Source organism: Paenibacillus sp. NPDC056933 (genome assembly GCF_042674385.1).
In the GTDB taxonomy this organism is placed as follows: Bacteria; Bacillota; Bacilli; order Paenibacillales; family Paenibacillaceae; genus Paenibacillus.
Genome location: NZ_JBHUQN010000002.1, coordinates 885,570 through 910,327, shown reverse-complemented (window position 1 = coordinate 910,327; position 24,758 = coordinate 885,570). Strand labels below are relative to the sequence as shown.

Genomic DNA, 24,758 nt, shown 5'->3' with positions numbered 1-24,758 from the left:
AATAGTTCAGCTTCGCTGAAACTCATCATTTTGTAATCTTAAACAAAGATGAGTATAGCAAATGTAGAACCGAATGCAAGCAGTATTGCTTGACAAATTTTCGAATTGCCGAGATTTGGGCACATCCCCTAGGGTTACAGTAAGGATAGGAGATGGGCAAGCAAGCACCGAAAGGGGAAAAAGAATGCAAACTAATACTAAACCAGCCAAAATCCTGCGCTCACCTTTTTTTATCGCCATGTGGCTAACACTTTTTCTAGTTGAAATTATCAAAGGGGCCCTGTTGGTCGCTATTCTGCCCGTGTATATGGACAATATTCTGGGCTTGTCCGCTGGCGTGATTGGTGTAGCCTTTGCCCTTCAATATTTGGGGGATAATCTGTTCCGGGCTCCCTCCGGCTGGGCAGCAGAACGGATCGGGTTCCGCGCAACCATGGTGACGGCATTGATCTGTACATTGATTGCTGTAATCATGATTATATTTTTCAAAAGTGCATTTGGACTTGCCATGGCTTGTCTCATTCTCGGAATCGGGACGTCACCCCTTTGGCCCTGTGCCATGACAGGCGTGACGGCAATGTCGGGCCCACAGAACAAGAACGGCACAGCCATGGGCGCGCTGGAGATGGCGGCTCTTGGGGGAACAGGACTTGGGCCAATCGGCATGAACTGGCTGCTGGAGCGGACGAACCATGATTACCGTACCATTTTCCTGGTATTAATGGGGTGTGCAATCCTGGTCATTCTGGTTGCCATGATTCTTCCCGGACGTGTCGTTGTTGAGGGAGAACATTCAGAAGAAGATTCCAAGCGGGCAGATATGAAATATCCAGCCAAACCGAATTTGCTTACACCGTTTATTCGACTTCAGAAGAGTGTGCAGGGCACACTGCGGCGGGTACGCAGCACGCTTAATGTTAATCCACTGGTATATCCTGCACTGTTCATGCAGTCCTTTGTCATAGGTCTGCTTAGCCCGGTGATTACGCTGTACACACGAACAGATCTGCACATCTCGCCCAACTTGTACAGTTTGTTGCTGATCGCGGGTGGAGGTATTACGGTCATTGCACTGTTGCCTGTGGGGAAAATGGTAGATCGGTTCGGAACGGCACCGTTCCTGAACATTGGTTTTTTGATGGCAGCAGTGAGTCTGTTTGCTTTTTCCTCCATTACGTCCATTCCTGTCGTGTTCGGTGTCGTCATGCTGGTTGGTGTCAGCTATGCGATGATTCTCCCGGCTTGGAATGCGTTTGTGGCCACCTTGATTCCCAAAGGAGAACGCGGAGCGATCTGGGGATTCTTCCTGACCCTTCAGGGATCAGGCATGGTCGTAGGGCCGATTGTATCCGGGCTGTTATGGGATCATATTAGTCATCCGGCCCCATTTATCGGAAGTGCTGTTGTTATGGCTGGACTTGCCGTTGTGCACTATGTATTATCACGTAAACCGTATCGAACAGCTCCTGCCAAATGAACCGATTGAGGTCTGATGAGGATGTTCTATTAACAAAAGGGAGTTCCATCAACCATACGGGTTGTGGGACTCCCTTCTTGGTGTTGCAAAGCGCATCCAGGTAGATGACAACAGAAAGTTATTCTGCCTGCTGAACAGGTCCTTTCTGAATTAAACGGTCTTCGTATCCCGCAAGTCCACCTACCATAAAGACATCTTGTACAGCGGCAGCAGCGTTTTGAACGTGGAACGAATCGTCTCCAGGAACTTGTCCCCATCCGCAGTTAATGGATCATCCCGATCCACGCGCAGCCCGCACATGACCTCGGCTTTTTTTACTGTCTTCAGCTTGGTGATGATTTTGTCAAAGTCCTCATCCTGCATGTCCTTTTGCAGTGTACCGTGAGGAGCCATGTGATCCATGGACCAATAGAACTCTCCAGGCAAACTGCTGCGCACTTCATCCAGCTGGCGTTCAAGGCCCTCCGCAAACGTTGTTTTGTTCGGACTTTCGTAGATGATGGCGAAAATAACAAACAGATGTGTATCGAACATGCCTACTTCGAAGTGAGGCAGTGCTTTATAACCACGCTTGGACGAAGCCCAGGCGACCCATGTATCTTTTGGAGGATTAACGGTACGGCGCGCGTGTTTCGCAACATGCACAAACATCTCTTCTCCGCATAATTCTGTCAGATAAGGCGTAAGTTCAGTACCCAGCTCTTCCAGCTTCGGTCGAACACGTTCAATGAGCAATTCCATGCGCGGTTCCAGCCCCGGGACCTGAAACACATCAAAATCACTACTTTTAAAACCTGAGAAAGTCATCTGTAATCCTCCATTTCGCGTCCATTATATCATGAAAATCGGGGGCTTGCCCCTGTGCTCCTGCGGAAACGTGAGGTCCTTAGCTGCATTCGGTGAAAAATAGTCAAATAACCAAGTACCCTTACATAAAATGAAGTATAAAATAGGGTAAGCCGATTGAGAAGAAGCGATGGAAGAAGATGGCCGGAGCACATCCGGTACAGAAGGAGGGAGTGCCGTGAATAAGAGTTATGAAGTTGAATATTGCAATCTGGAGCTGCGGTTCAACCGTCGGCATATCCAAAATTTGATCAAAGACCTAATTCGTGAGGGGTATTCACTATATTGGAGCGAGGACGAATCCTTTTTTATCCTGTCAGTCCGCACCGGACGCAAGCTGGTAAAGCTCCGTTTTCAACAGACACGCAGTGGGAATTACAAGATGACAGGAGATTACATTATCAAGGACGCAAAGCTTGCAGAATGGCTGGAGAAGTTGATTGGGGATACCCGCGGGCACGCCGTGGTAAAACGGTTTAAGGATCAGCAGATGACCGTGGAAAATATTTTGTTTGGGGAAGTCATTCGTCTTGTGGAAGTATCCGGGTTCAAACAGCGTGTCATTTTTCAAAAGGAACCTGCGCCGACGGCGGAAGAGATGGAAGACATGTTCCTTTCGCGCGAAGGCGAGGAACGGCTCATGCTGCTCCGCATGGAAGTGGACGATGAACTGGAACGTCTGCACGCAGCCATTCAGTTGAATAACGTCGAAAAAGCGAATGCCTGTCGTGAAGTTTTAAAACAGTTGTCAGGGCATATGTTGATGCTGGAGGGCTGAATATCATGCTGTATTTATGAAAATACGATGAACACCTCAGGCAATTGGGGTGTTTTCTCGCTGTGCGACCATGGTCCGGGGTTCACTTCTATGCGTAAAACCGTTAAAATGGAGGTATTGTTGAGAATTCATTTCAATAAAATTAATTGGAGCAAAGGATGGAGGACCAGATGGCGAAACAACAGATCGGTGTCATTGGACTTGCAGTAATGGGCAAAAATTTGGCCCTTAACATTGAAAGCAGAGGTTTCACGGTGTCGGTATTTAACCGTTCCCCGGAGAAAACCAACGATCTTCTGAAAGAAGCCGAAGGTAAAAATCTGACAGGCACATTCTCCATTGAAGAGTTTGTGGCATCCCTGGAATCCCCACGCAAAATCCTGATCATGGTACAAGCAGGTAAAGCAACCGACGCGACCATTGAACAACTGCTTCCTCATCTGGATGAGGGTGACATCATCATTGATGGGGGTAACGCCTACTTCCCTGATACCCAACGTCGCAGCAAAGAGCTGGAAGACAAAGGCATTCGCTTCATCGGTACAGGTGTATCCGGTGGTGAAGAAGGCGCACTGAAAGGCCCTTCCATTATGCCAGGTGGACAGGAAAGTGCGTATAAGCTGGTTGAACCGATCCTGACAGCCATTTCGGCCAAAGTCGGAGACGATCCTTGTTGTACATATATCGGACCAGACGGTGCCGGACACTATGTGAAAATGGTGCATAATGGTATCGAATACGGAGATATGCAGCTTATCGGTGAAGCATATCACTTGCTCAAATCCGTGCTGAATGTGTCTGTTGAAGAGCTGCATGCGATCTTTACGGAATGGAATCAAGGCGAGCTGGACAGCTACCTGATTGAAATTACGGCCGACATCTTCTCCAAATACGATCCGGAAACCGGCAAACCGATGGTTGATGTCATTCTGGATGCAGCAGGTCAAAAAGGAACAGGCAAATGGACAAGCCAAAGCGCGCTGGATCTGGGCGTACCCTTGTCCATGATCACGGAATCCGTATTCTCCCGTTTCCTGTCTGCCATGAAAGATGAGCGCGTGGCGGCGAGCAAAATCCTGAACGGACCAGCGACGGAAGCATTCTCCGGTGACAAAAAAGCATTCATCGAGAATGTGCGCAAAGCCCTGTTCGCAAGTAAAATCGTATCCTACGCGCAAGGCTTTGCCCAAATGCGTGCAGCTTCCGATGAGTACGGCTGGGATCTGAAATACGGCAACATCGCCATGATCTTCCGCGGTGGTTGCATCATCCGTTCGCAGTTCCTGCAAAATATCAAGGAAGCATACGACAAAGATGCAGAACTGAAAAACCTGCTTCTGGACCCGTATTTCCAAAATATCGTTGAATCCTACCAAGGCGCATGGCGTGAAGTTGTTGCAGCTGCCGTAACCCAAGGCATTCCGGTTCCTGGATTCTCCAGCGCGTTGTCCTACTATGACAGCTACCGCACAGAGCGTTTGCCTGCAAACCTGCTGCAAGCACAACGTGACTACTTCGGTGCTCATACGTTCAAACGCCTGGACAAAGAAGGCAGCTTCCACCACAACTGGATGGAATAGTATCATATATACGATCCATGAGATTGGGCTAAAGAGCGTCCTGATTCAGGAGCCTTGGCTGAAAGAGAAGCATGGACAGAGGCTTGGAGAATCGGTTAATACCGATGAACTCCAGGTCTCTTTTTACTGGTATTGTAAACTCGCCTGGAGTTACGAACATGAGACGCTCTATGTTGAGAAGATGAGACTTTTCTATTTTTTAACGAATTCTGAAGGGCTTATTTTGATGATATGAAGTGAAAGTAGGCTGTTCTGATGGAATTTTGGGAAATAGGTTTACTGAGATTCGTTAGAATTTCATAATCCCCTGGATCTCGGAAATTAGCTCATCTGAGTTCATTAGAATCCTATGGAGTAGATGGACTTACTTCGATATGCGTTGGAGTGATTGCAAAGGCTCAAGGGGAAGTCGCGACCAAAACGGAATGGCCTTTCCCCGTCCGCAGGGCTGTGTTATGATAGGACAAAAGTGCTCACGAATTGCTTGAAATAAAGGAGTGTACACCTTGAGCAAGTCTAACAATATTATTCTCATCGGCATGATGGGAACCGGCAAATCAACCGTCGCTGACATGCTCGCACGCGAGTTGGGCTACCGACTGATTGATGTGGACGCCGCGGTGGAGAGAGAGGAAGGCTGTACGATTCCTGAATTGTTCACAGGCAAGGGAGAGACGTATTTCCGCGATGCCGAGAGCCGCATGTTATGCTCGGTGCTGGAGAAGAAGGCGCAGGTAATTGCAACCGGAGGCGGTGTCGTTCTGCGTTCAGGCAATTGTGATGTCATGTCTAAGAACGGATGGGTGGTTGCCCTGACTGCGGATCCGGCAGTGATTGTACAGCGCGTTAGCGGCTGTGATAATCGTCCACTCTTGGCAGGTAATGCGGAGGAACGCATACAGACCATTATGCAGGAACGGAAGGACGCATATCGGTTCGCACATTACACGGTGGATACAACGGAGTTATCCGCTGCTGAAGTGACTCGTCTAATTTTAGCGCATTACCGCGTCTAAGCTTGTAATTATTTCATATTCTCGTCAGTGAATGCAGGAATTGACTGTACTCATGAGTACAGGGCCGAGGCACGGAGAGGGATAACTTTCGCATATGGAAAAAGATTGTGCCGGAGGATTTAAGGATTAGTGGAGCCATGTCATCGGTGTAGGTAGATATAAAAAAACGGGCCGATGGGCCCGTTTGACATACAGAGGCCTTGGCTCAGCTAAGCTATGCAAGACTGCTGATGCAGCTTGCTATATCTCATGCATGAGCCACGCCCTTGATGCTGTGTTAGTCTTCCTGTTGCCATTGAAGCATGCCGCCGACCATGTTGGTGCAGCCATCGTAGCCGAGCTGCTGTAAATATTCACAGGCACGCTCACTGCGGTAACCGCTCCGACAGATCAGGACAATCTCACCTGATTTTTCGATTTCAGACAGTCTGTCCGGAATCTGCCCAAGCGGGATGTGCTTGGCTCCCTCAATCATGCCTTGCGCGACTTCATCGTCCTCACGGACGTCTATCATCTGGAGCTTTTCTCCCGCCTTTAAACGGCGGCGGAGCTCAGAAGTTTCAATTTCAGCAATTTGTGTCATATTCAGGTCCTCTTTTCTGTATGGACTTAACGCCTTTAATGATACCCAAGCGATGCATGGAATGTCAATTTGGCAGAATAGCATGACTGTAAGGAATCTTATACTTATATGTAACAGGACCATCTTATGAATTTTAAGAAGGCACATTATAATCAATGAAGGAGAATTTCATCCATGGACGTTATCGTTAATCCAACCCCAACCCTAAGCGGGGAAATTGGAGCCCTGTCTTCCAAAAACTACACCACACGCTACCTGCTTGCTGCTGCGCTGGCAGAAGGCACCAGTACGATTCATTATCCAGCACATAGTGAAGATAGTGATGCTATGCGCAGATGTATTCGCGATCTTGGAGCCGAGCTTGAAGAAGATGACAGCAAAATCGTTATCAAGGGCTTTGGCAGCCATCCCCGTGATGTGCGGGAATTGAATGTCGGCAATGCGGGAGCCGTACTGCGCTTCCTTATGGGCGTAACAGCACTTTGCCCTGAAGTAACGTTTGTGAATACGTACCCGGATTCTCTCGGCAAACGTCCACATGATGATCTGATTGACGCACTGGGCCAGCTTGGTGTTGAGGTTCAGCATGAGCAAGGGCGTCTCCCGATTACGATCAAAGGCGGTCAGGCCAAAGGTGGACATATTCAAGTCTCAGGTTCGGTCAGCTCCCAGTACTTGAGCGCATTATTGTTTGTAACTCCTCTTCTGGCAGAAGACAGCACGATTGAAGTATTGAACGACTTGAAATCCAAAGTGGTCATTGGTCAGACGCTGGAAGTACTGGAGCAGGCAGGTATCGTCATTCATGCAAGTGATGATTATATGTCCTTCCGTGTACCCGGGGGTCAGGCTTATAAACCGCAAACGTATACTGTTCAGGGAGACTATCCGGGTTCAGCAGCTGTCCTCGCGGCCGCGGCTGTCACCCAATCGGATGTTAAAATTTTGCGATTGATGGAACAGAGCAAACAGGGTGAGCGTGCCATCGTTGACGTTCTGCGCATGATGGATGTGCCGTTGACGCATGAGAACGATGTGGTACATGTACAAGGTAACGGTAAATTGAAGGCTGTCGAATTTGACGGAGATGCCGCGACGGACGCGGTGCTCGCGATGGTAGCTGCGGCTGTATTTGCGGAAGGGACTTCACGGTTCTATAATGTAGAGAACTTACGTTACAAGGAATGTGATCGAATTACAGATTATTTGAACGAGCTGCGGAAGGCAGGTGCCAACGTAGAGGAGCGTCAAGCCGAGATTATCGTACACGGTCGTCCGGAAGGTGTCGAGGGTGGCGTTGAGATCAACGCTCACTACGATCATCGCGTAATTATGGCACTCACTGTTGTTGGTCTGCGTTCCAAGGAGCCGCTTCGTATTCGGGATGCACACCATGTAGCCAAGTCTTATCCGCAATATTTCGATCATTTGCAGGCGCTTGGCGCCTCGGTTCAATGGGTAAAAGAGTAAAATAACACGTTAAGCTGAAAAGGATGGTGCTTGAACATGGAATTTAACAACCCTACTCGTGAAGAAATTGGACAACTTTTGCGCAAGGCAGGCAACATCGCAGTCGTCGGCTTATCGGACAAATCGGATCGTACCTCCTATATGGTAGCGGAGGCCATGCAAAGCAGAGGATATCGTATCATACCGGTAAATCCTCAAGTGCAAGGCGAGATTCTCGGTGAGACGGTATATGCCACACTCGCGGACATTCCTGAGCCGGTTGACATTGTGAACGTATTCCGCCGTGATGAATATTGTGCGGATGTCGCTCGTGAAGCTGCCGCGATCAAGGCCAATGTATTATGGCTCCAGCTGGGGATTCACAGTGATGAAGCCGTACAGATTGCTGCTGAGAGCGGTATGACAGCCGTGACGAATCGTTGTATCAAGGTAGAGGACTCCATCGTTCTGCGCGGTGCTGGACGCGGTTAAGTCTCGATTCTTGAAAAATCCCGTTAACCTCGAGTTGGCGGGATTTTTTCTGTTTTATGAACTTTAAACATAGGGTACCATCTGCAGATTATGAGGAATGAGGTTAAAATCAAAGCGCTGCTCCGCTCCATGTAGTTATGGGGCAACCACAGATTTGGACTCCTTTTTGTCATGTCTGAAGGAAGTGGGATACAAATTGCCAATTGGTTACTGTTTTGCTTTGACAAAACGTTGCGTAAAGCTTACCATCTAGGATAGAAAGGAGAGGTCGCCATGAATTGGCTCGGATCCTTGCAGCAGCTCGGACGAGCGGTAATGCTGCCTACAATGGTCCTGCCCGCCGCCGCAATTTTGCTGAGTGTTGGCAGTTTGCCCTGGGACGCCTGGGGATTGAAAGTTGTTGGTGAAGTGTCTACCGTGGCCGGACACGGTATTTTTTATTTTTTGCCGTATTTGTTCGCTGTCGGTGTAGCGCTGGGACTCTCCAACCAGGCCGGACAAGCGGGACTCGCTGCTCTGGCTGGTATTGTGATATATGATCAGGTGACTCGCAATTTCGGGGATGGCACCATTCAACCTGCTTCCTTAATCGGAATTATTCTCGGCGCACTCGCCGGGGTGACGCATAATCGGTTCAAAAGCATTAAATTGCCCGAAATCTTACAGTTTTTTGGCGGTTCAAGGTTTGTTTTGCTCATTGTTGGACTGTGCTCGGCACTGTTCTCCTTTTTTATGTTATGGATCGCACCCATACTGCAACATGCATTGAACGCCATCGCCACCTGGGAATACAGTCTCGGCGGTTTTGGGCTGTTTATATATGGGGTCCTGTACAGGGTACTGGTGGCCTTTGGACTGCATCATCTGCTTAACAATGTGTTCTGGTTCCAACTGGGAACGTATGAAACAGCAGACGGAAATATTGTGCAAGGGGATTTGCCACGTTTTTTTGCAGGCGATCCGACAGCAGGATATTTTATGGCGGGGTTGTTCCCGATCATGATGTTCGCAATTCCAGCGATTGCCTTTGCCATTATTCAGGAAGCAAGGGAAGACCTAAAACCGAAAATCAAAAAAACATTTCTTACTTCCGCGCTTGTTTGTTTTCTGACAGGGGTATCGGAGCAGATTGAGTTTGCCTTTTTGTTTGCTGCACCATATCTGTTTATCGTGCATGCAGTCATGTCGGGTCTTGCGATGTGGATCAGCTACTGGCTTGATATACGCCATGGTTTCTCTTATTCGGCTGGCATTATTGACTACATACTCAATTTTCATCTATCGGAGAATGCGTGGAAGATCATACCGGTTGGCATACTATATGGGTTGGTTTATTATTTCCTGTTCAGATGGGCGATCCGCACGTTCAAGATTCCGACTCCAGGCCGTGAAGAGGGGTCCATGCTGGAAGATTGGGTAGGTAACATTCCTTATCAGGCGCCTCTCATTTTGGAAGCACTGGGTGGGAAAGAAAACATTGTGCAGGTAGAGGCCTGTATTACAAGGCTTCGTCTCACCGTGCATAATGATCGGTTAATCGATACAGGTGCAATGAAGAGTATGGGGTCCGCAGGCCTTATCAAGCTGGGTGGCGGTAACGTACAAGTCGTATTTGGCACCTACTCGGAATTGATCCGGGAAGAGATTGCAAAGCTGCTCGAACGGGATCTGCAGCAGGTTCTGTTCTGTGCTCCGGTTCAGGGTAAGATGTTACCGATTGAAGAGGTGCCGGATCAGATATTTGCAGCCAAGCTTGTGGGCGATGGTGTAGCCTTTGTTCCGGAAAAGGGAGAGCTGGTCTCGCCCGTATACGGAACGATTATGCACATGTATCCTACGATGCATGCCTTGGGGATTTCAACCCGGGAAGGACTTGAGGTCCTGTTGCATATCGGGATTGACACATCCCAACTGAAAGGCCACTTTGAAGCCTTTGTTCAGGAAGGGGACACGGTGGAGCCGGGTCAGTTGTTAATCAAGTTTGACCTGGCTGTATTGCGAGCCGAGGCGGCATCGCTGACGACACCGATGGTGATCACGAATCCAGATCGTGTTAAATCATGGAGTTTTGCTCCATTTAAGCAAGTTAAGAAAGGTCAGGCATCCGTTATGTCCGTGGTGCTCTATGACAGGAACGTTGGAGGGGTAGAATGAAGATACAAGGCATCAACGGCGCTGCAGGCATAGCCATCGGCAAAGCATTTGTCCTGCCCAGTTGGGAATGGGATCTGCCGGATCAGAAGATGGATTCGGTGGATCTCGCCCAAGAGTTCGAACGGCTGTACGAGGGCATACGGACATCGAAGGATGAGATTGAATATATCAAGAATGAGTTCAAGGAAGTCGTTGGGCCGGAAGAGTCCAGCATCTTTGATGCACATCTGGCGATTCTGGAAGATCCCGTATTCATGAACGAGATTCGTGGCATAATTGAGCGTCAATACAAGGCGGCAGAAGTGGCCGTCAAAGAAGCGATTGATCATTTTGTCACCATGTTTGATCTGCTGGAAGATGAATATATGAAGGAACGCGCCATAGACATCAAGGACGTTGGAAACCGATTGTTAAAGCATTTGCTGGGTGCACCGGAAATTACGCTTCCATCGGATACACAGCCTTATATTCTTGTGGCTAAAGAGCTGTCTCCCTCTCAACTTGCGCATTTGAATCCAAGTCATGTGCTGGGCATCGTGACCCTCATCGGAGGTAAAACGTCGCACTCCGCTATTATGGCCCGTGCCCTTGGTATTCCACTCGTTTCCGGTCTGGAAGCGAGTCTTGGCATGCCGGTAGAGACCGGGGATATGCTGGTTGTCGATGGAGATAACGGCCTGGTATTTACAGAACCGGATCGTAAGACAATTGAACGTTACACGATGATTCGCAGCAAACAATTGAAGAAAAAAGAACAGTTGCAGGTACTTGCTACAGTGGATGCGGTAACCAAAGACGGCTCCGTTCTGCATCTGGCTTCTAACATCAGTTCCGTCAAGGAACTGGATATGGCATTGAAACATGGGGCGAAGGGCGTTGGTTTATTCCGGACAGAGTTCCTCTACATGGACCGTGCTACATTTCCGGGGGAGCAGGAGCAATATGAGGTCTATCGTCTTGTTGCTGAGAAAACGGCAGGTCAGTCGGTAGTTATTCGTACGCTCGATATTGGTGGTGACAAGCAGCTCGACTATTTCGAACTTCCGGAAGAAGATAACCCGTTTCTGGGATATCGTGCGATTCGAATCAGTCTGGACCGCAAAGATCTGTTCAAAACACAGCTTACAGCCATTTTGCGCGCCAGTGCTGCCGGTAATGTTAAAATTATGTACCCGATGATCTCTTCGGTAGAAGAACTTCAGGAGGCCAATGAAATCCTGCGTGAAGCGATGTCTGACCTGGACGAGCGAGAGTTGCCGTACGATCCGCATATTCAGGTGGGCATCATGATTGAGGTGCCAGCAGCGGTGATGATCGCCGATCTGCTTGCCGAGGAAGCTGATTTCTTCAGTATCGGTACGAATGATTTAGTGCAATACGTACTGGCTGTAGACCGAATGAACGAGCAGATTGCTCACATGTATCACCCGTATCATCCTGCCGTACTGCGCATGCTGCGCGCGACAGTGGAAGCGGCACACACTGCAGGGATTGATGTCAGTGTGTGTGGGGAGATGGCCGGAGACGAGCGTTCGATCCCTATATGGCTGGAACTAGGTATAAGCAATTTGAGTATGTCCCCACAATCCTTGCTGCGTGTGAAGCACAGGGTATTGAATACGACGACTGCGGCTGCCAAAGAGGCAGCACAGGATTGCTTCACCCTGCGGACAAGTGCAGACATCGAACAGCGTCTGCAGGTCTTCAATGATTCGATGGGTAGCCCGGATGAACAGAGCGGATCAAATGCATCTTAGATTGATTTATTTCTATTAAATACCTTCAAATGAAAATATTTACTTTTGTACAATTTTGGAAAAAAGAAGTATTTAATAACAAAACCCCACGCCAATATCAATATGGCATGGGGTTTTGCTTTATTTTTCAGCAAGGGCATCACAAAATGCTTTGCCATACGGAGGAAGGTCAGGCGGACGACGAGCCGAAATGATGTGTCCATCTACGACAACAGCTTCATCTTTCCAGATGGCTCCGGCATTTTCCATGTCATCCCGGATGCCCGGGGTAGAAGTGACGGTAACTCCGTCCAGTATTTTGGCAGAGATCAATACCCAGCCTGCGTGACAGATCTGACCGATGGGTTTCTGATCCGCATGCATTTCCTTGACGAGTTCAAGTACTTTGGAATAACGCCGCAGCTTGTCCGGTGCCCAGCCTCCGGGTACAAGAATTCCATCATATTGTGAGCTGTCGAGTTCTTCAAAACTGTATTCCGCCTCTGCGGGAACACCATATTTACCGATGTAGGTTTTGCCTTTTTTCTCTCCGGCGAGATGCACTTCGGCGCCTTCTTCGCGAACACGATGCACCGGATACCACAGTTCCAGATCTTCGAATTCTTCATCGACCAGGGCGATGACTTTTTTGCCTGTTAGTCTCATCATCATCTCTCCTTTTACGGTAAGTAGCACATAGCGTCTTTATTGTAACAGATTCTCATGGTAACTTCATGGTCATGCATGTTCTCCAACCACGCAAGCGATTACAATGCAATGAATCCCTACATTCGACAACCTTCATCTGGGGACAGTGGTAATTTGTGCAACCTATGGTTTATAGCAGGATTTGAGCGGAATTAGGTCGAATGATATCTATATAAGAGCATAGAACGAATGAGGTGATGACTGTGCGTAAGACGTGCAGATGCGGACATGTAATGGAACTGGAATTAAGAACGGTGGTATACGCCAAAAAAGTGGAGATTCGTAACGTACCTGTATTTGCGTGTACAGATTGTGTTTCCTACGAAGTGCTTCGACCGGTCAAGCCGGATTTGAAAGCGTGCATCAGTACGTTGGGAGAACAGCCTGCGAAACAGGATGTATCGTTTGGGGAGCGAAATGAACTTGCAGACCTCTTGCATGAACAGTTGCTGGCCTGGCCTGATGCTACAGATCGCGAGATGGAACATCGGATGCAGCATGCTGTAGAAGAGCGCATTAATCTGCTTCTGGATATTATGGGGTACGCCCAGAAATCCGGCGATGCAGAGTGGATTGAGACAACGGAGCGCAGATTGGGGCAATTATCCGGTTTTGTATGGAAGGCGCACTTCTCGAATGCTGTCTAATTTTGACGTGTAAAATGCTTGTTTTCATGAAAATTGGCTTTTTCGCTCTCTTTTTGTTAAGATATCGTAGAGTGAAAACGCTCAACATAGCGGTAATCCTGGTAAAGGGGGATGTATATCAAATGGCTGACATGACTAAAATGACAAGTATTGAACAGCTAAACTCCGCAGTGGAGGCTACCGAGGATCAACCTTTGCTTCTGTTTAAGCACAGTACACGCTGTCCGATCAGCGCGAATGCCTATCAGGAGATGAACGATTATTTGCAAAATAGTCCAAGTGAACAGGTGCAATACGGGATCATTTATGTAGTGGAAGACCGTCCTGTGTCCAATGAAGCAGCGGATAAGCTGGGTGTTAAGCACGAATCTCCGCAAGCGATTCTAGTCAAAAAGGGAATTCCTGTATGGCATACTTCCCATTCGAATATTACTTCAACCACAATCACGAATGCACTGCGTGAGTCCTAAAGCCTATTTTAATTGATTAATGCATAAATTTGTCGTAATATAAATCTTAATGAAAATGGTATGAAAATTTACTGGTAATGGAGAGAAGTACTGTGACGGTAACCATTTATGATGTGGCACGTGAAGCTGGTGTCTCTATGGCAACGGTATCACGGGTTGTTAATAATAACCCTAATGTTAAGCCACAAACACGCAAAAAAGTATATGAAGCCATCGATCGGCTCGGATATCGTCCGAATGCGGTAGCCAGAGGTCTGGCGAGCAAGAAGACAACCACGGTAGGGGTCGTCATTCCGGACATTTCGAACTCAACCTTTGCAGAGATTGCCCGCGGAATTGAAGATATTGCGAATATGTATCACTACAACATTATTTTATGTAACGCGGATAAGAAGAAAGAAAAAGAAATTCGTGTAATTAACACACTGCTTGAAAAACAGGTGGACGGTCTGCTCTTCATGGGTGGAACGGTGACGGACGAGCACATTCAGGCGTTCCAGTCAGCGGCTGTACCGATTGTTCTCTGTGCAACAAGTGACGAGAAGGGCACGTACCCATCTGTAGATATCGATCATGAAGCTGCGGCATTTGACGCTGTAAACACGTTGATCCGTCATGGACACAAGGAAATCGCAATGATCAGTGGTACACTGCAAGATCCTGCCAACGGTTATGCTCGTTTTCAAGGGTACAAGAAGGCGCTTGAAGCAGCAGGTATGGAATATCAGGAAGATCTCGTACGCATTGGTAACTATCGTTATGAGTCCGGTGTGGAAGCGATGAAGTATTTCCTCGGATTGAAGAAAAAACCTTCGGCGATCTTCGCTGCAACAGATGAAATGGCAATTGGTGCTATTCACAGCATTCAGGATGAAGGTCTGAAAGTACCGGATGACTTCTCTATCATCAGCGTGGATAACATTCGTATGGCTTCTATGGTCCGCCCTCAGTTGACCACTGTCGCTCAACCGATGTATGACCTGGGCGCTGTAGCGATGCGTTTGCTGACCAAACTGATGAAGAAGGAAAATGTGGAGAACCCACGGGTTATTTTGCCGCATGAAACGATTCTTCGTCTGTCTGTAAGCCACGCGGACGTAGTTTAAATAAGAAAGGGAGAAGGAATTCTCTCTACATAGTGGAATTACGGAAGCTCCGGAAACGGAGCTTTTGTGCTGAATGGGTCTCTGAACGTAAACGAAAAACACACTTGGAGGGAAACGAGTCCAGGTTTAACATGCAAAATGCAGAATGCGATACGGGAGGTTAGAACATGCGAGAATTGATCGGTATTATTGGTGCAATGGATGAGGAAGTAGAACTTCTCTTGGCCGGGATGAAGCAACTGGAGACTGTAAAACAAACTGGAATTACCTATGTCGCAGGCGAATGGCTGGGTAAGCAAATTGTGGTTTGCAAATCGGGTGTAGGTAAAGTGAATGCGGCTGTGACGACACAGATTTTGATTGATCGTTTCCAGGTTAACCGTATTATTTTCACAGGTGTCGCAGGCGCAGTTAATCCGGAGTTGAACATTGGGGATATGGTCATCTCGTCGGTGTGTGTACAGCATGATATGGATGTGACACCGCTTGGATTTGAGCGCGGGGTTATCCCTTACCAGGAGACGTCTGCATTCCCGGCGGAAGCATCACTTATCGCGTTGGCTGAAGAAGCCTGCAAAGCGCAGGGAGCGAACTATCTGATCGGCAAAGTACTGTCAGGAGATCAGTTCATTGCTGACAAGGATACGGTGAACATGCTGTATACCGAAATGGACGGGGCCTGCGCGGAGATGGAGGGGGCTGCCGTAGCCCAGGTCAGTTTCATGAACCGTGTTCCGTTCGTTGTACTTCGTGCGATGTCTGACAAAGCCGATGGATCAGCACATGTGAACTTTGCCGAGTTTACGGTGGAATCTTCCCAGCGTTCTCACCGTATTGTGGAACATATGCTGGAACATATGTAACCCTCTAAGGGTGCATATGTTGAGCATGATAAAAGGTTAAAAGACAACAAAAACCGCTTATTCATAACAGTTCATCCGTGGATGAATCTGTTCATGAAAAGGCGGTTTTTCTATGTATACCTTTTCGGAAATCATCCATATTGATTCTTCATTAATACATAAAACGATGGCGGAATCGCACCCGGTCGAACTGTTCCTCCGATTCCAAGGGCACTTGGTTGCCGATGCGAACCATAAGGCAGTTGGCTGGATGAGAACAAATCTCGGGATCATCCGTGGCGTACCAGGTCATGTCTACGGTTTGCATCAATTTTTCCATCATCTTGCGGTAATCCCATACGGAAAGGGCGCTGCCCTTCAAATCCCAATGCCAGTAATATTCTGTTGTAAATACGATATATTTCTCCATCTGTCCATTTTCAAACGCAGTGAGCAGCATTTCCCGTCCAATCCCCAACGATCGAAAGGCATCTGCAACCTCAATAGCACCCAGCTCAATCAGATCGGTCATATTGCCTTCGGACCAACGTTCGCATTCATCTGCATAATGGAACGTTACGTAGCCAACAATGGTTTCATCTTCCCTTGCAATGATGATTCGACCTTCGGGCAATGCGGCAATTTCGGCCAATGCCTTCTGTTGTTCCGAAGGGCGTCTGAAGGCATCCAGATCTGCATGAAATTCAAGCTGCTTAATCGTCTCGGCCTGAACGGGTCCTTCAATGATGATTCGGTGGCCGGACTTGAAGATGGAACGCATATGATACTCCTTGATATGCTCCATAGTTCATGCTCCTCTCTCCCCCTACTTATAGAGGTTGTTCAAAAAGTCCGCTTTTGATTACGAAGGATGCCTAGTGGCATCATCAGCATCGAATATGGAATTCAGCCGAAATGTCCGTTGCTCACGTAGTTTTCCCTACGCTCCGCTACTCCATTTCTAGCTTCATCCCATCTTCTTGGTACTGAAAACCGATCTTTTTGAACACATATTTATAGCAAAAAACCAAAAATTTGAAAAGCCATAGACGATGATTGAAAAGATTTGCTATAATTGCGTAGACAAAAAATGTTCACAAATCAACAGCAGTTTGGATTCATCGGTTTGGCCTGGCAAGTACATGATGAGAAGTTCTCTCTACTAATGTAAGCGCTAACTGGAAGTTCAGTCAACACAAAGGCAATGAGAAGTGACCCATAATGGGAATCGAGATGTCGAGTTGAAGGAGGCTGGCAAGCATGAGTCAAGCACATGGTGAGATGCTGCAAACGGTTGTGTCTGAATCTAATCTGGGCGATTACACGGAGGCCCGAAGCCGGTTTGATTGGGAATCGGTTGAAAGGCACTTTACGTGGCACGCCAGCGGAAAAGTCAACATGGCGCATGAAGCGATAGACCGTCATGTATTGGAAGGAAGAGGCGGAAGAACAGCACTTTTATACAGCGATGCTTCGCGGGAAGAGGCATATACATTTGCTGATTTAAGTGAGCAGTCGAGTCGCTTCGGTAACGTTCTTCGCAAATATGGAGTAACCAAGGGCGATCGCGTGTTTATTTTTATGCCTCGCAGTCCTGAGCTCTACTTCAGTCTGCTGGGCACATTGAAAGCCGGGGCTGTTGTAGGTCCGTTATTTGAAGCTTTTATGGAGACTGCGGTTAAGGACCGTTTGGAGGATAGCGGAGCTGTGGCACTGGTGACGACTCCTCAATTGCTGGGACGAATCAAACGTTCCGAATTGCCGGAACTCAAGCATATTTTTGTTGTGGGTGGAGGTCCGCAAACGGAAGAAGGACTCATCGACTTTGATGCAGAGATGTCCGCAGCTTCGGATGATATGGAAGTGGAATGGCTGACTCGTGAAGACGGTCTCCTCATTCACTATACGTCAGGCTCTACAGGCAAACCGAAAGGTGTATATCATGTGCAAAATGCGATGATTCAGCATTATTACACCGGCAAGGTTGTACTCGATCTGCGCGAAGATGACGTATACTGGTGCACCGCTGATCCTGGTTGGGTTACGGGTACATCTTATGGAATTTTTGCACCCTGGTTGAATGGCGTGACCAATGTTATACGTGGGGGACGTTTTAGTCCGCAAGATTGGTACAGCACCATTGAGAAAAATAAAGTCAGCGTATGGTACAGTGCACCGACTGCTTTCCGCATGTTGATGGGGGCGGGCGAAGAGACGATTGCCCAGCATGATCTGAGCAGTCTTCGTCACGTCATGTCCGTGGGTGAGCCTCTTAATCCGGAAGTGGTCCGTTGGGGCTGGAAAGCCTATGGCCAGCGTATTCATGACACCTGGTGGATGACGGAGACAGGTGGACAGCTGATCTGTAACTATCCGGGCATGCCGATCAAACCGGGCTCCATGGGACGTCCATTACCAGGAATTGATGCGGCAATTATTGATGATCGAGGACAGGAGCTTCCGCCATATAGTATGGGGAACCTGGCTATTCGCACATCCTGGCCGTCCATGATGGCGAAGATCTGGAATAACCCGGCCAAATACGAAGAATACTTCCGACTCTCTGGCTGGTATGTATCCGGAGATTCCGCTTATATGGACGAAGATGGCTACTTTTGGTTCCAGGGCCGGATTGATGATGTGATTAACTCTTCTGGTGAACGGATTGGTCCCTTCGAGGTGGAGAGCAAGCTCGTAGAGCATCCTGCAGTAGCAGAGGCGGGCGTAATCGGTAAGCCGGATGTAACTCGGGGTGAGATCATCAAAGCCTTTGTGGCACTCCGTGAGGGGTATGAGCCGACACCTGAGCTGAAGGAAGAGATCTATCGATTTGTAAAAGAGGGCTTGTCTGCTCACGCCGCTCCGCGTGAGATTGAGTTCAAGGATAAACTGCCGAAGACCCGCTCTGGCAAGATTATGCGCCGCGTCCTGAAAGCCTGGGAGCTGGATCTGCCAACGGGTGATCTGTCGACCATTGAAGACTAAAGAATAAACCAGCGGACGCAGCACGTCTGCCTGTCCCACGATTCCAATTCAAAGCCTGATCCGTGTCTCATTGCGGATCAGGCTTTTGCTTTTGGGTATCCATGCAAAACAAAACCCCATCCTCAAGATGCGAGAATGGGGTTAAAAGTGGAATCTTGATAACTCTGTATTAAGGTTGGAAATGCACGGCCCCGGACGGTTCAGATTCGCCTACACTGTTGCTGGCGGATACTTTGAACCATCCGCTAGTGGATGCAGGCACTCCGTAATCCATGGAAGTACCTGAAGTCGTTCCAATTTTGGTGTAAGGAGCTGCGCCCGTTTCACTATAATATACAGCATAACTTTGGACGCCATCCGCTTCAGGATTGGATGCCCACTGAATGCGTAGTCCTTGCGAGAGAGCCGTAACGCTGACCTGACCAGGAGCAGCCGGAGCCGTCGTTGCGGTGTTTCCATTCTCGGAATCTTCCGGGATAACTACGGTTCCCGGAACAGTAATCGGTTCTTTTATTTCTTCATCTGCAGGAGGTTCTGCCACTCCTGCGCTGCTAACTGCTGCGCTGGGAGCAGACTCACGACCAGCGACATCCACTGCAGTGACGTAGAAAACAAAGTTTCCACCTTGTGCATATGCAGTAAATGATCTGGACTCACCTGTCAGGACAACCTGCCCCTGATTCTGGAATCCGGCGCCATTGACGGAGCGATAGAGACGATATCCGACGACATCACTTTCCGGTGTGGCGTTAAACGTAATCACGGCGTTTCCGTTACCAACGGATATTCTTACATTGCCTGGCGCATCTGGTGCCTTGCCGTTATCCGTTCTTGGATCAATCTGTGTCGGCATGTCGGCATCCGCATCTTCCGGCAGGTAATACCCAAGTGATTCGTGACGACTCATCCGTGAGAAAGCGCTTTGCAATTCTTTGATGAGATCAGAGATTGGTTTCTTGCGTTTAACAACCGTTTTCTCTTTCGTCATGTCTCCAGGTGTTTGATCGCGCGGAATGTAGTTTACACCATTGTAGGTAATATACTTGGCTTTGGCGACACCGTCATCGCTGTCCTTCGGCACAAATTTGCTGTTGAAAATATCGGTGACATATCTGTCTGTCAACGAAGTTGGCAATTTGCCACTATAAGCTGAGACGGTTCGTGTCTCAATCCCGGATGGTTTCTTGAATGAATCCGTGACAAACATTTCTTTGTCTGTGGCAATGACTTGATTCATGATTTGGGTCCATAGTTGCTGAGCGCGTTTCTTTTGTGATTTGGTTTCCAGTGTGTTTACTGACTGTTTGTATCCAACCCAAACTCCCAGTGTGACATCTGGCGTGTAGCCTTCGAACCAGACATCCGCGTAATTTTGGGTTGAACCCGTTTTACCTACGATTGGCACACTTTTGGAATACTTGTAATTTTCACGGACTTTATCTGCCGTTCCTTCCGTAATAACGGTACGGAGCATATCTGTCATCAGGTATGCGGTTTGTTTAGAGAAGGCCTGAACAGGTTCTGCATCGTGTTTATATACAATATTTCCTTTGGAGTCTACAATTTTGCTGATCATATAGGAATCATTGTATACACCGTTGTTGGCTATGGCTCCATACGCACTAGTGAGCTCCTCAACGGTTACACCGTACTGAAGACCTCCAAGAACGCCGGTCTGGGCCTGGTAGTCATCCTTCTGGATGGTGGTGATTCCGAGCTTCTTGGCAAAAGCCCATGATTTGTCGATCCCGACTTCTTCGTTGAACAGCTTCAGAGCAGGTACATTTAATGAGTAGTTCAGTGCTCGGCGGGCTGTCACGAGTCCTTGGTAACGATTGTTGGCATTTTTCGGAATATGGAATCCGTTCGGGCCGTCTTTCAGAATGATCGGTGAATCATCGATAATGGAGGCCGGTTGAACAAGACCTTCATCCAATGCAGGCAGATATGCGGCAATAGGTTTCATGGTCGAACCTGGCTGACGCATCATCTGGGTTGCATAGTTCATCTGTTCATCCTGGAAATCACGGCCTTCGATCATGCCAAGAATAGCACCCGTTTTGTGATTGATGAGTATGGCAGCAGTCTGTTCTTTTCCTTTCACGGAATCGTCAGCTGAGAAATTACTGTCATCTTCGGCAATGGTACGCATCGTTTTGTATACACTCTTGTTAATGGTTGTATAGATGCGGTATCCACCTGTACGCAACTGCATCTGGGCTTCTTCCAGCAGGGCGCTGCTTTCTTTTTGTGGTGTATCGGTATCCGAATCCTTGGCTGTACCCGCAGTGGCATCCGTGCCTTCAGCTTTATCCGAATTCAGCTGTTTCATCAAAATCTGAGCAGCTTGTCGTTCCGTTTCCATCATAAGGTATGGATAAGTGTTGTAAGCTTTGATGGTTTTGGGTGCGAGAGAACTTTTGATATCAAAAGCAAGAGCTTCGTCATATTCGGTTTGATCAATTTTGCCCAGTTCCAGCATACGGCGCAAGACCAGATGCTGACGATTGATTGCACGCTCAAAATTGTCCTCAACAAAGTCGCCTTTTCCATTAAAGGCAGAATAAGAGGAGGGGAGCTGAGGCAATCCTGCAAGATAAGCAGCCTGAGCTGTGTTTAATTTGCTCAAATCATTAATATTGAACAGTCCTTTGGCAGCTGCCTTGACTCCATATACATTATATCCACTGGAGCCGTTACCAAAAGGAACCTTGTTCAGATACGCTGTCATAATTTCGTCTTTGGTCAGGAAACGTTCGAGTCGGAGCGAAAGTAATATTTCTTTCACTTTCCGGTCCTCGGTTCGATCCAGATTGAGAAATACACGCCGGGCCAATTGTTGAGTCAGTGTGCTGCCGCCCGTTTGAACAGATTCTTTCAGCACTTTCTGTTTCACAGCGCGGAGCGTTCCGCTCATGTCTACACCTTTATGTTCGTAAAAATGATTGTCTTCAATCGAAATAACAGCATCAATAACTTTCTGCGGGATCTGGTCAAAGGTGACCGGACGCCTGTCTTCTTCTGTTCGTAATTGGCCGATCGGACTGCCGTCGGCAAAGTAAGCAAAGCCTGTGATGGAGTTTTCGCTGACTTTCTGTTCAATCAGGGCCCTTGACCGGACGGGCTCGTCTTTCACAATGGAACTGACGTAACCCATCAAAGCACCGCCTGCAAATAGCACCCCCATGAATCCCAGGACAACCATCCATTTGACGACACTACCCAGTCTGCGGGCAAAACTGCGCTTGCGGGCAGGCTGTTCATCAGGCTTTTTCTTATTAACATCAACCATTCAGTGTCTTCCTCCTTTTAACAGCACTTATTATAGCATAAAAAGGCGGGTTTGCATGCCTGAGAAATACAAGCAATGGTCGAAAATTGCCATTCTTTCTTGCATAATGATATATATCATGCGAAATTAAATTACATATCATGAGAAACCCTGAAGAATTTCAGTAAAACATGGAAGTTGCCTGTCTGCAAAGTGGGGCTATGACGGGAAGATGGGGCAGAAGGGAAGAGGCCGTAACTGTATATTTTACACAGTACGGCCTCTTTGTTTCCCTTTGAATGACTTCTATTAAAGACTATAGACCATTTCTTCAAATTAAGTTCTGAAACGCTGAATCAGTTCAAGCAGCTCCTGTGTTAACTTCGCAAGCGCAGCAGAGGCAGCTGTAATTTCTTCCATCGCTGCAAGCTGTTCTTCGGAGGCGGCTGCTACACTGGAAGCGTGATCTGCCGTCTCATGACCTATGGTTTTGAGTTGCTCCAATGTGGCATCCACCTGTTGTGACCCAGCAGACATTTGCTCTGCGATGGCTGAAATATCCTCAATCTGGGTATTCACATCCGAAATTTGTGATGAGATGGAGAGGAACAGTTCTCCACTTTCGTTAATTACATCGGCAATATGAAGGACTTCGGAATTTCCTTTTTCCATATTTACGACAAGGGAGAGCACTTCTTGTTGAACTGCATGAATTAATTCAGCAATCTGTTCGGCAGACGTGCGTGATTGTTCGGCCAAATTGCGAATTTCAGAAGCTACCACACCGAATCCGCGGCCATGCTCGCCTGCTCGCGAAGCTTCAATTGATGCGTTAAGGGCGAGGAGGTTGGTTTGGCGACTTACATCGCTGATCATCCCGGTTATGTTCCCAATCTGTACCGAACGCTGACGGAAGTTCTCCAGTGCAGACATGGAGCCCTGTGCAGAAGCAGAGGCAGAGTCCACCATTCGCATGGCAGACTGGATCTTGTCCGTTCCTGCCGCGGTTTGGTCAGCCACACTCCGCGAAGATTCAGCTACATCTGCTGCGGCTTGGGCAATCCGGCCAATGCCAGTGGATATCTCATTCATGGCACGTGAAGTTTCTTGAAGCTCATGCGTTTGAGTGCCAGCCTTTTCAGCAACTTCCTGACCTGTTAAAGCAATGACCTCAGCGGCCTTGCCTGTTTCTTCTGCACTGGCTGTCAGCTGCTGGGAAGTGGAACCCACAGACAAGGCATGCTCCGATATCACAGAAATGGTATGGCGGAGCGTATCCATCATCTGGTTCAGATGCCCTGACATCACACCAAATTCATCTTTGGAATAGACGGGAAGCTTCTGTGTCAGATCTCCATCTGCGAGTTGCCCGGCAACCGTATTGACCCGATTCACCTGCCTTACAATGGACAGGATTGTGTAGGTCACAACACCACCAAGCAGCAGCACAGCGAGAACCGCAATCATAATGGACCAGCTCAGGCTATCGTAGAAGGGCTGTAAAATATGACGTTTGGGCAGGGCTGACACGAGATGCCATTTCGAATCCGTTCCTTGCAGCTGAGCAGGCTCTGCGATAAACAGTTCTTGCTCTGATCCATCAGAGACGTAAAACTGGGACTCACCCGCTTGAATCCGTTGAATGGCAGTTTGAATCTCTGCGGGGATCACAGCGTCTTCCTTGACCAGTTCCGGTTTGGTTCCATGCGCAGCAATTTTTCCATCACTTGTAACCAGCATGGCGTAGCCGTTATCCGGATTCAGCGACGAGATGTTCTGTTGAAAACGTTCAATGGTGAAATCGGCTCCGACAATGCCAAGAAACGTATTATTTTCATCCAGCAAAGGCAGGACGATGGAGACAAGTAACGTTTCCTTGCCAGCTACCGTGTAGGTAATCGGCTCAGACCAGTAGACGGATTTATTCTTTTTTGGTTCCTGATAATACCTGCTGGTTTCACTTTCTCCCTCATAGGTTGTCAGAGGTTCCAACAGTAGGGAGTTGCCATCACGTATCACGTAAGGAATGAAGCGGCCGGTGTCATCGTCATAAACGGTCTTATTCATATTTTCTGCATCTTTTCCATCAAAAGCATCAGGTTCCCATCCGGTATAAAATCCGAAAACCTTCTCGTCTTTTTTTAAATATTGTTCCAGAAGCTGCACAATCTCTTTGCGGTCAAGCGACCCTGTATGAGCTGCATCCACCAATGTGGTGCGTATCGTATCAAGGGTGTTTTTCACTTGGTTCATCTCAGTCATGAATTCATTTTTAGCTCGATCGGAAGCTTGTGCAGCAACGGTTTCACCGTACTGAACACTCTTGTTGTAGACCATGTTGGTGTTAAATGCAATGAGTGTTCCAATACAGCAAAGTAATACGACTCCCAGTAACAGCCCAAGTTTGACCGCCAGTTTGCGATTGTTCAGAAACTTTATCATTGAATTCCCCCATGTTTCTCTTTAGAAGTACGATGTATTATTCAGTTCTCCAAAAGGGAGTGTATAGTTTATATCGTTACTTGGGGGTTTATTATGTATATGCAAATAAAAAAACACATAAAAAAACAGCTGCCGAGAAATCTCGGACAGCTGTTTGGCGTGAAGCTTTAATAAAA

At 47.9% G+C, this 24,758-nt stretch carries 19 protein-coding genes; 13 read left to right on the top strand and 6 right to left on the bottom strand.

Going from position 1 to position 24,758, the window contains the following annotated elements; all coding sequences use genetic code 11:
- The first annotated feature begins 184 nt into the window (after positions 1-184).
- Entirely contained in the window at positions 185-1,477 is a 1,293-nt protein-coding gene (locus ACFTRD_RS18975) for an MFS transporter (RefSeq protein ID WP_379382668.1), read from the top strand.
- Between the two features lie 180 nt (positions 1,478-1,657).
- Here the strand turns inward: ACFTRD_RS18975 and ACFTRD_RS18970 are convergent, their stop codons facing one another.
- Positions 1,658-2,284: a YktB family protein gene (locus ACFTRD_RS18970; protein ID WP_379382666.1), complete on the bottom strand. Its 627-nt coding sequence runs from the start codon at positions 2,282-2,284 to the stop codon at positions 1,658-1,660.
- A 217-nt stretch (positions 2,285-2,501) separates the two neighbouring features.
- Here ACFTRD_RS18970 and ACFTRD_RS18965 point away from each other — a divergent pair, with 217 nt between their 5' ends.
- From ACFTRD_RS18965 to ACFTRD_RS18955, 3 genes are all read left to right on the top strand, one after another.
- A complete protein-coding gene (locus ACFTRD_RS18965) occupies positions 2,502-3,101 on the top strand; it encodes a hypothetical protein (protein WP_379382664.1) in 600 nt (199 codons plus the stop codon).
- 170 nt (positions 3,102-3,271) lie between these two features.
- A complete protein-coding gene (gene gndA, locus ACFTRD_RS18960) occupies positions 3,272-4,681 on the top strand; it encodes an NADP-dependent phosphogluconate dehydrogenase (RefSeq protein ID WP_192268781.1) in 1,410 nt (469 codons plus the stop codon).
- A 506-nt stretch (positions 4,682-5,187) separates the two neighbouring features.
- Entirely contained in the window at positions 5,188-5,697 is a 510-nt protein-coding gene (locus tag ACFTRD_RS18955) for a shikimate kinase (protein WP_379382662.1), read from the top strand.
- A gap of 277 nt (positions 5,698-5,974) precedes the next feature.
- Here the strand turns inward: ACFTRD_RS18955 and ACFTRD_RS18950 are convergent, their stop codons facing one another.
- The gene (locus tag ACFTRD_RS18950) at positions 5,975-6,280 is read right to left on the bottom strand and encodes a rhodanese-like domain-containing protein (protein ID WP_192268779.1); all 306 of its coding nucleotides are present in this window, start codon (positions 6,278-6,280) and stop codon (positions 5,975-5,977) included.
- 174 nt (positions 6,281-6,454) lie between these two features.
- Between ACFTRD_RS18950 and aroA the strand changes: the two genes are divergently transcribed.
- The 4 genes from aroA (at position 6,455) to ptsP (ending at position 12,132) form a co-directional block, all read left to right on the top strand.
- Complete coding sequence (gene aroA / locus ACFTRD_RS18945; protein WP_192268777.1) at positions 6,455-7,750, top strand: 3-phosphoshikimate 1-carboxyvinyltransferase; 1,296 nt, start codon at positions 6,455-6,457, stop codon at positions 7,748-7,750.
- A 36-nt stretch (positions 7,751-7,786) separates the two neighbouring features.
- Positions 7,787-8,221 (top strand): CoA-binding protein, encoded by a 435-nt coding sequence (locus tag ACFTRD_RS18940; RefSeq protein WP_192268775.1) that lies wholly within the window; start codon positions 7,787-7,789, stop codon positions 8,219-8,221.
- A 273-nt stretch (positions 8,222-8,494) separates the two neighbouring features.
- Positions 8,495-10,375 (top strand): glucose PTS transporter subunit IIA, encoded by a 1,881-nt coding sequence (locus ACFTRD_RS18935; protein WP_379382659.1) that lies wholly within the window; start codon positions 8,495-8,497, stop codon positions 10,373-10,375.
- Positions 10,372-12,132 (top strand): phosphoenolpyruvate--protein phosphotransferase, encoded by a 1,761-nt coding sequence (ptsP, locus tag ACFTRD_RS18930; protein ID WP_379382657.1) that lies wholly within the window; start codon positions 10,372-10,374, stop codon positions 12,130-12,132. Before ACFTRD_RS18935 ends, ptsP begins: the two co-directional genes overlap by 4 nt.
- Positions 12,133-12,252: 120 nt before the next feature.
- Here the strand turns inward: ptsP and ACFTRD_RS18925 are convergent, their stop codons facing one another.
- Entirely contained in the window at positions 12,253-12,780 is a 528-nt protein-coding gene (locus ACFTRD_RS18925; RefSeq protein ID WP_379383122.1) for a type 1 glutamine amidotransferase domain-containing protein, read from the bottom strand.
- A gap of 242 nt (positions 12,781-13,022) precedes the next feature.
- Here ACFTRD_RS18925 and ACFTRD_RS18920 point away from each other — a divergent pair, with 242 nt between their 5' ends.
- From ACFTRD_RS18920 to ACFTRD_RS18905, 4 genes are all read left to right on the top strand, one after another.
- Positions 13,023-13,466: a hypothetical protein gene (locus ACFTRD_RS18920; RefSeq protein ID WP_379382655.1), complete on the top strand. Its 444-nt coding sequence runs from the start codon at positions 13,023-13,025 to the stop codon at positions 13,464-13,466.
- Positions 13,467-13,588: 122 nt separating this feature from the next.
- Positions 13,589-13,936, top strand: coding sequence for a bacillithiol system redox-active protein YtxJ (gene ytxJ, locus ACFTRD_RS18915; RefSeq protein WP_379382653.1), 348 nt, complete (start codon positions 13,589-13,591; stop codon positions 13,934-13,936).
- Between the two features lie 92 nt (positions 13,937-14,028).
- Positions 14,029-15,042: a catabolite control protein A gene (gene ccpA, locus ACFTRD_RS18910; RefSeq protein ID WP_024631149.1), complete on the top strand. Its 1,014-nt coding sequence runs from the start codon at positions 14,029-14,031 to the stop codon at positions 15,040-15,042.
- 167 nt (positions 15,043-15,209) lie between these two features.
- The gene (locus tag ACFTRD_RS18905; protein WP_379382651.1) at positions 15,210-15,905 is read left to right on the top strand and encodes a 5'-methylthioadenosine/adenosylhomocysteine nucleosidase; all 696 of its coding nucleotides are present in this window, start codon (positions 15,210-15,212) and stop codon (positions 15,903-15,905) included.
- Between the two features lie 151 nt (positions 15,906-16,056).
- Here the strand turns inward: ACFTRD_RS18905 and ACFTRD_RS18900 are convergent, their stop codons facing one another.
- Positions 16,057-16,689, bottom strand: coding sequence for a GNAT family N-acetyltransferase (locus ACFTRD_RS18900; protein ID WP_379382649.1), 633 nt, complete (start codon positions 16,687-16,689; stop codon positions 16,057-16,059).
- Positions 16,690-17,144: 455 nt separating this feature from the next.
- Between ACFTRD_RS18900 and acsA the strand changes: the two genes are divergently transcribed.
- On the top strand, positions 17,145-18,869 hold the full coding sequence (gene acsA / locus ACFTRD_RS18895) for an acetate--CoA ligase (protein ID WP_379382647.1): 1,725 nt from the start codon (positions 17,145-17,147) through the stop codon (positions 18,867-18,869).
- Between the two features lie 169 nt (positions 18,870-19,038).
- Here the strand turns inward: acsA and ACFTRD_RS18890 are convergent, their stop codons facing one another.
- Both ACFTRD_RS18890 and ACFTRD_RS18885 read right to left on the bottom strand, forming a co-directional pair.
- Positions 19,039-22,161, bottom strand: coding sequence for a transglycosylase domain-containing protein (locus tag ACFTRD_RS18890; protein ID WP_379382645.1), 3,123 nt, complete (start codon positions 22,159-22,161; stop codon positions 19,039-19,041).
- Positions 22,162-22,476: 315 nt separating this feature from the next.
- Positions 22,477-24,582, bottom strand: coding sequence for a methyl-accepting chemotaxis protein (locus tag ACFTRD_RS18885; protein ID WP_379382643.1), 2,106 nt, complete (start codon positions 24,580-24,582; stop codon positions 22,477-22,479).
- Positions 24,583-24,758: the final 176 nt, after the last annotated feature.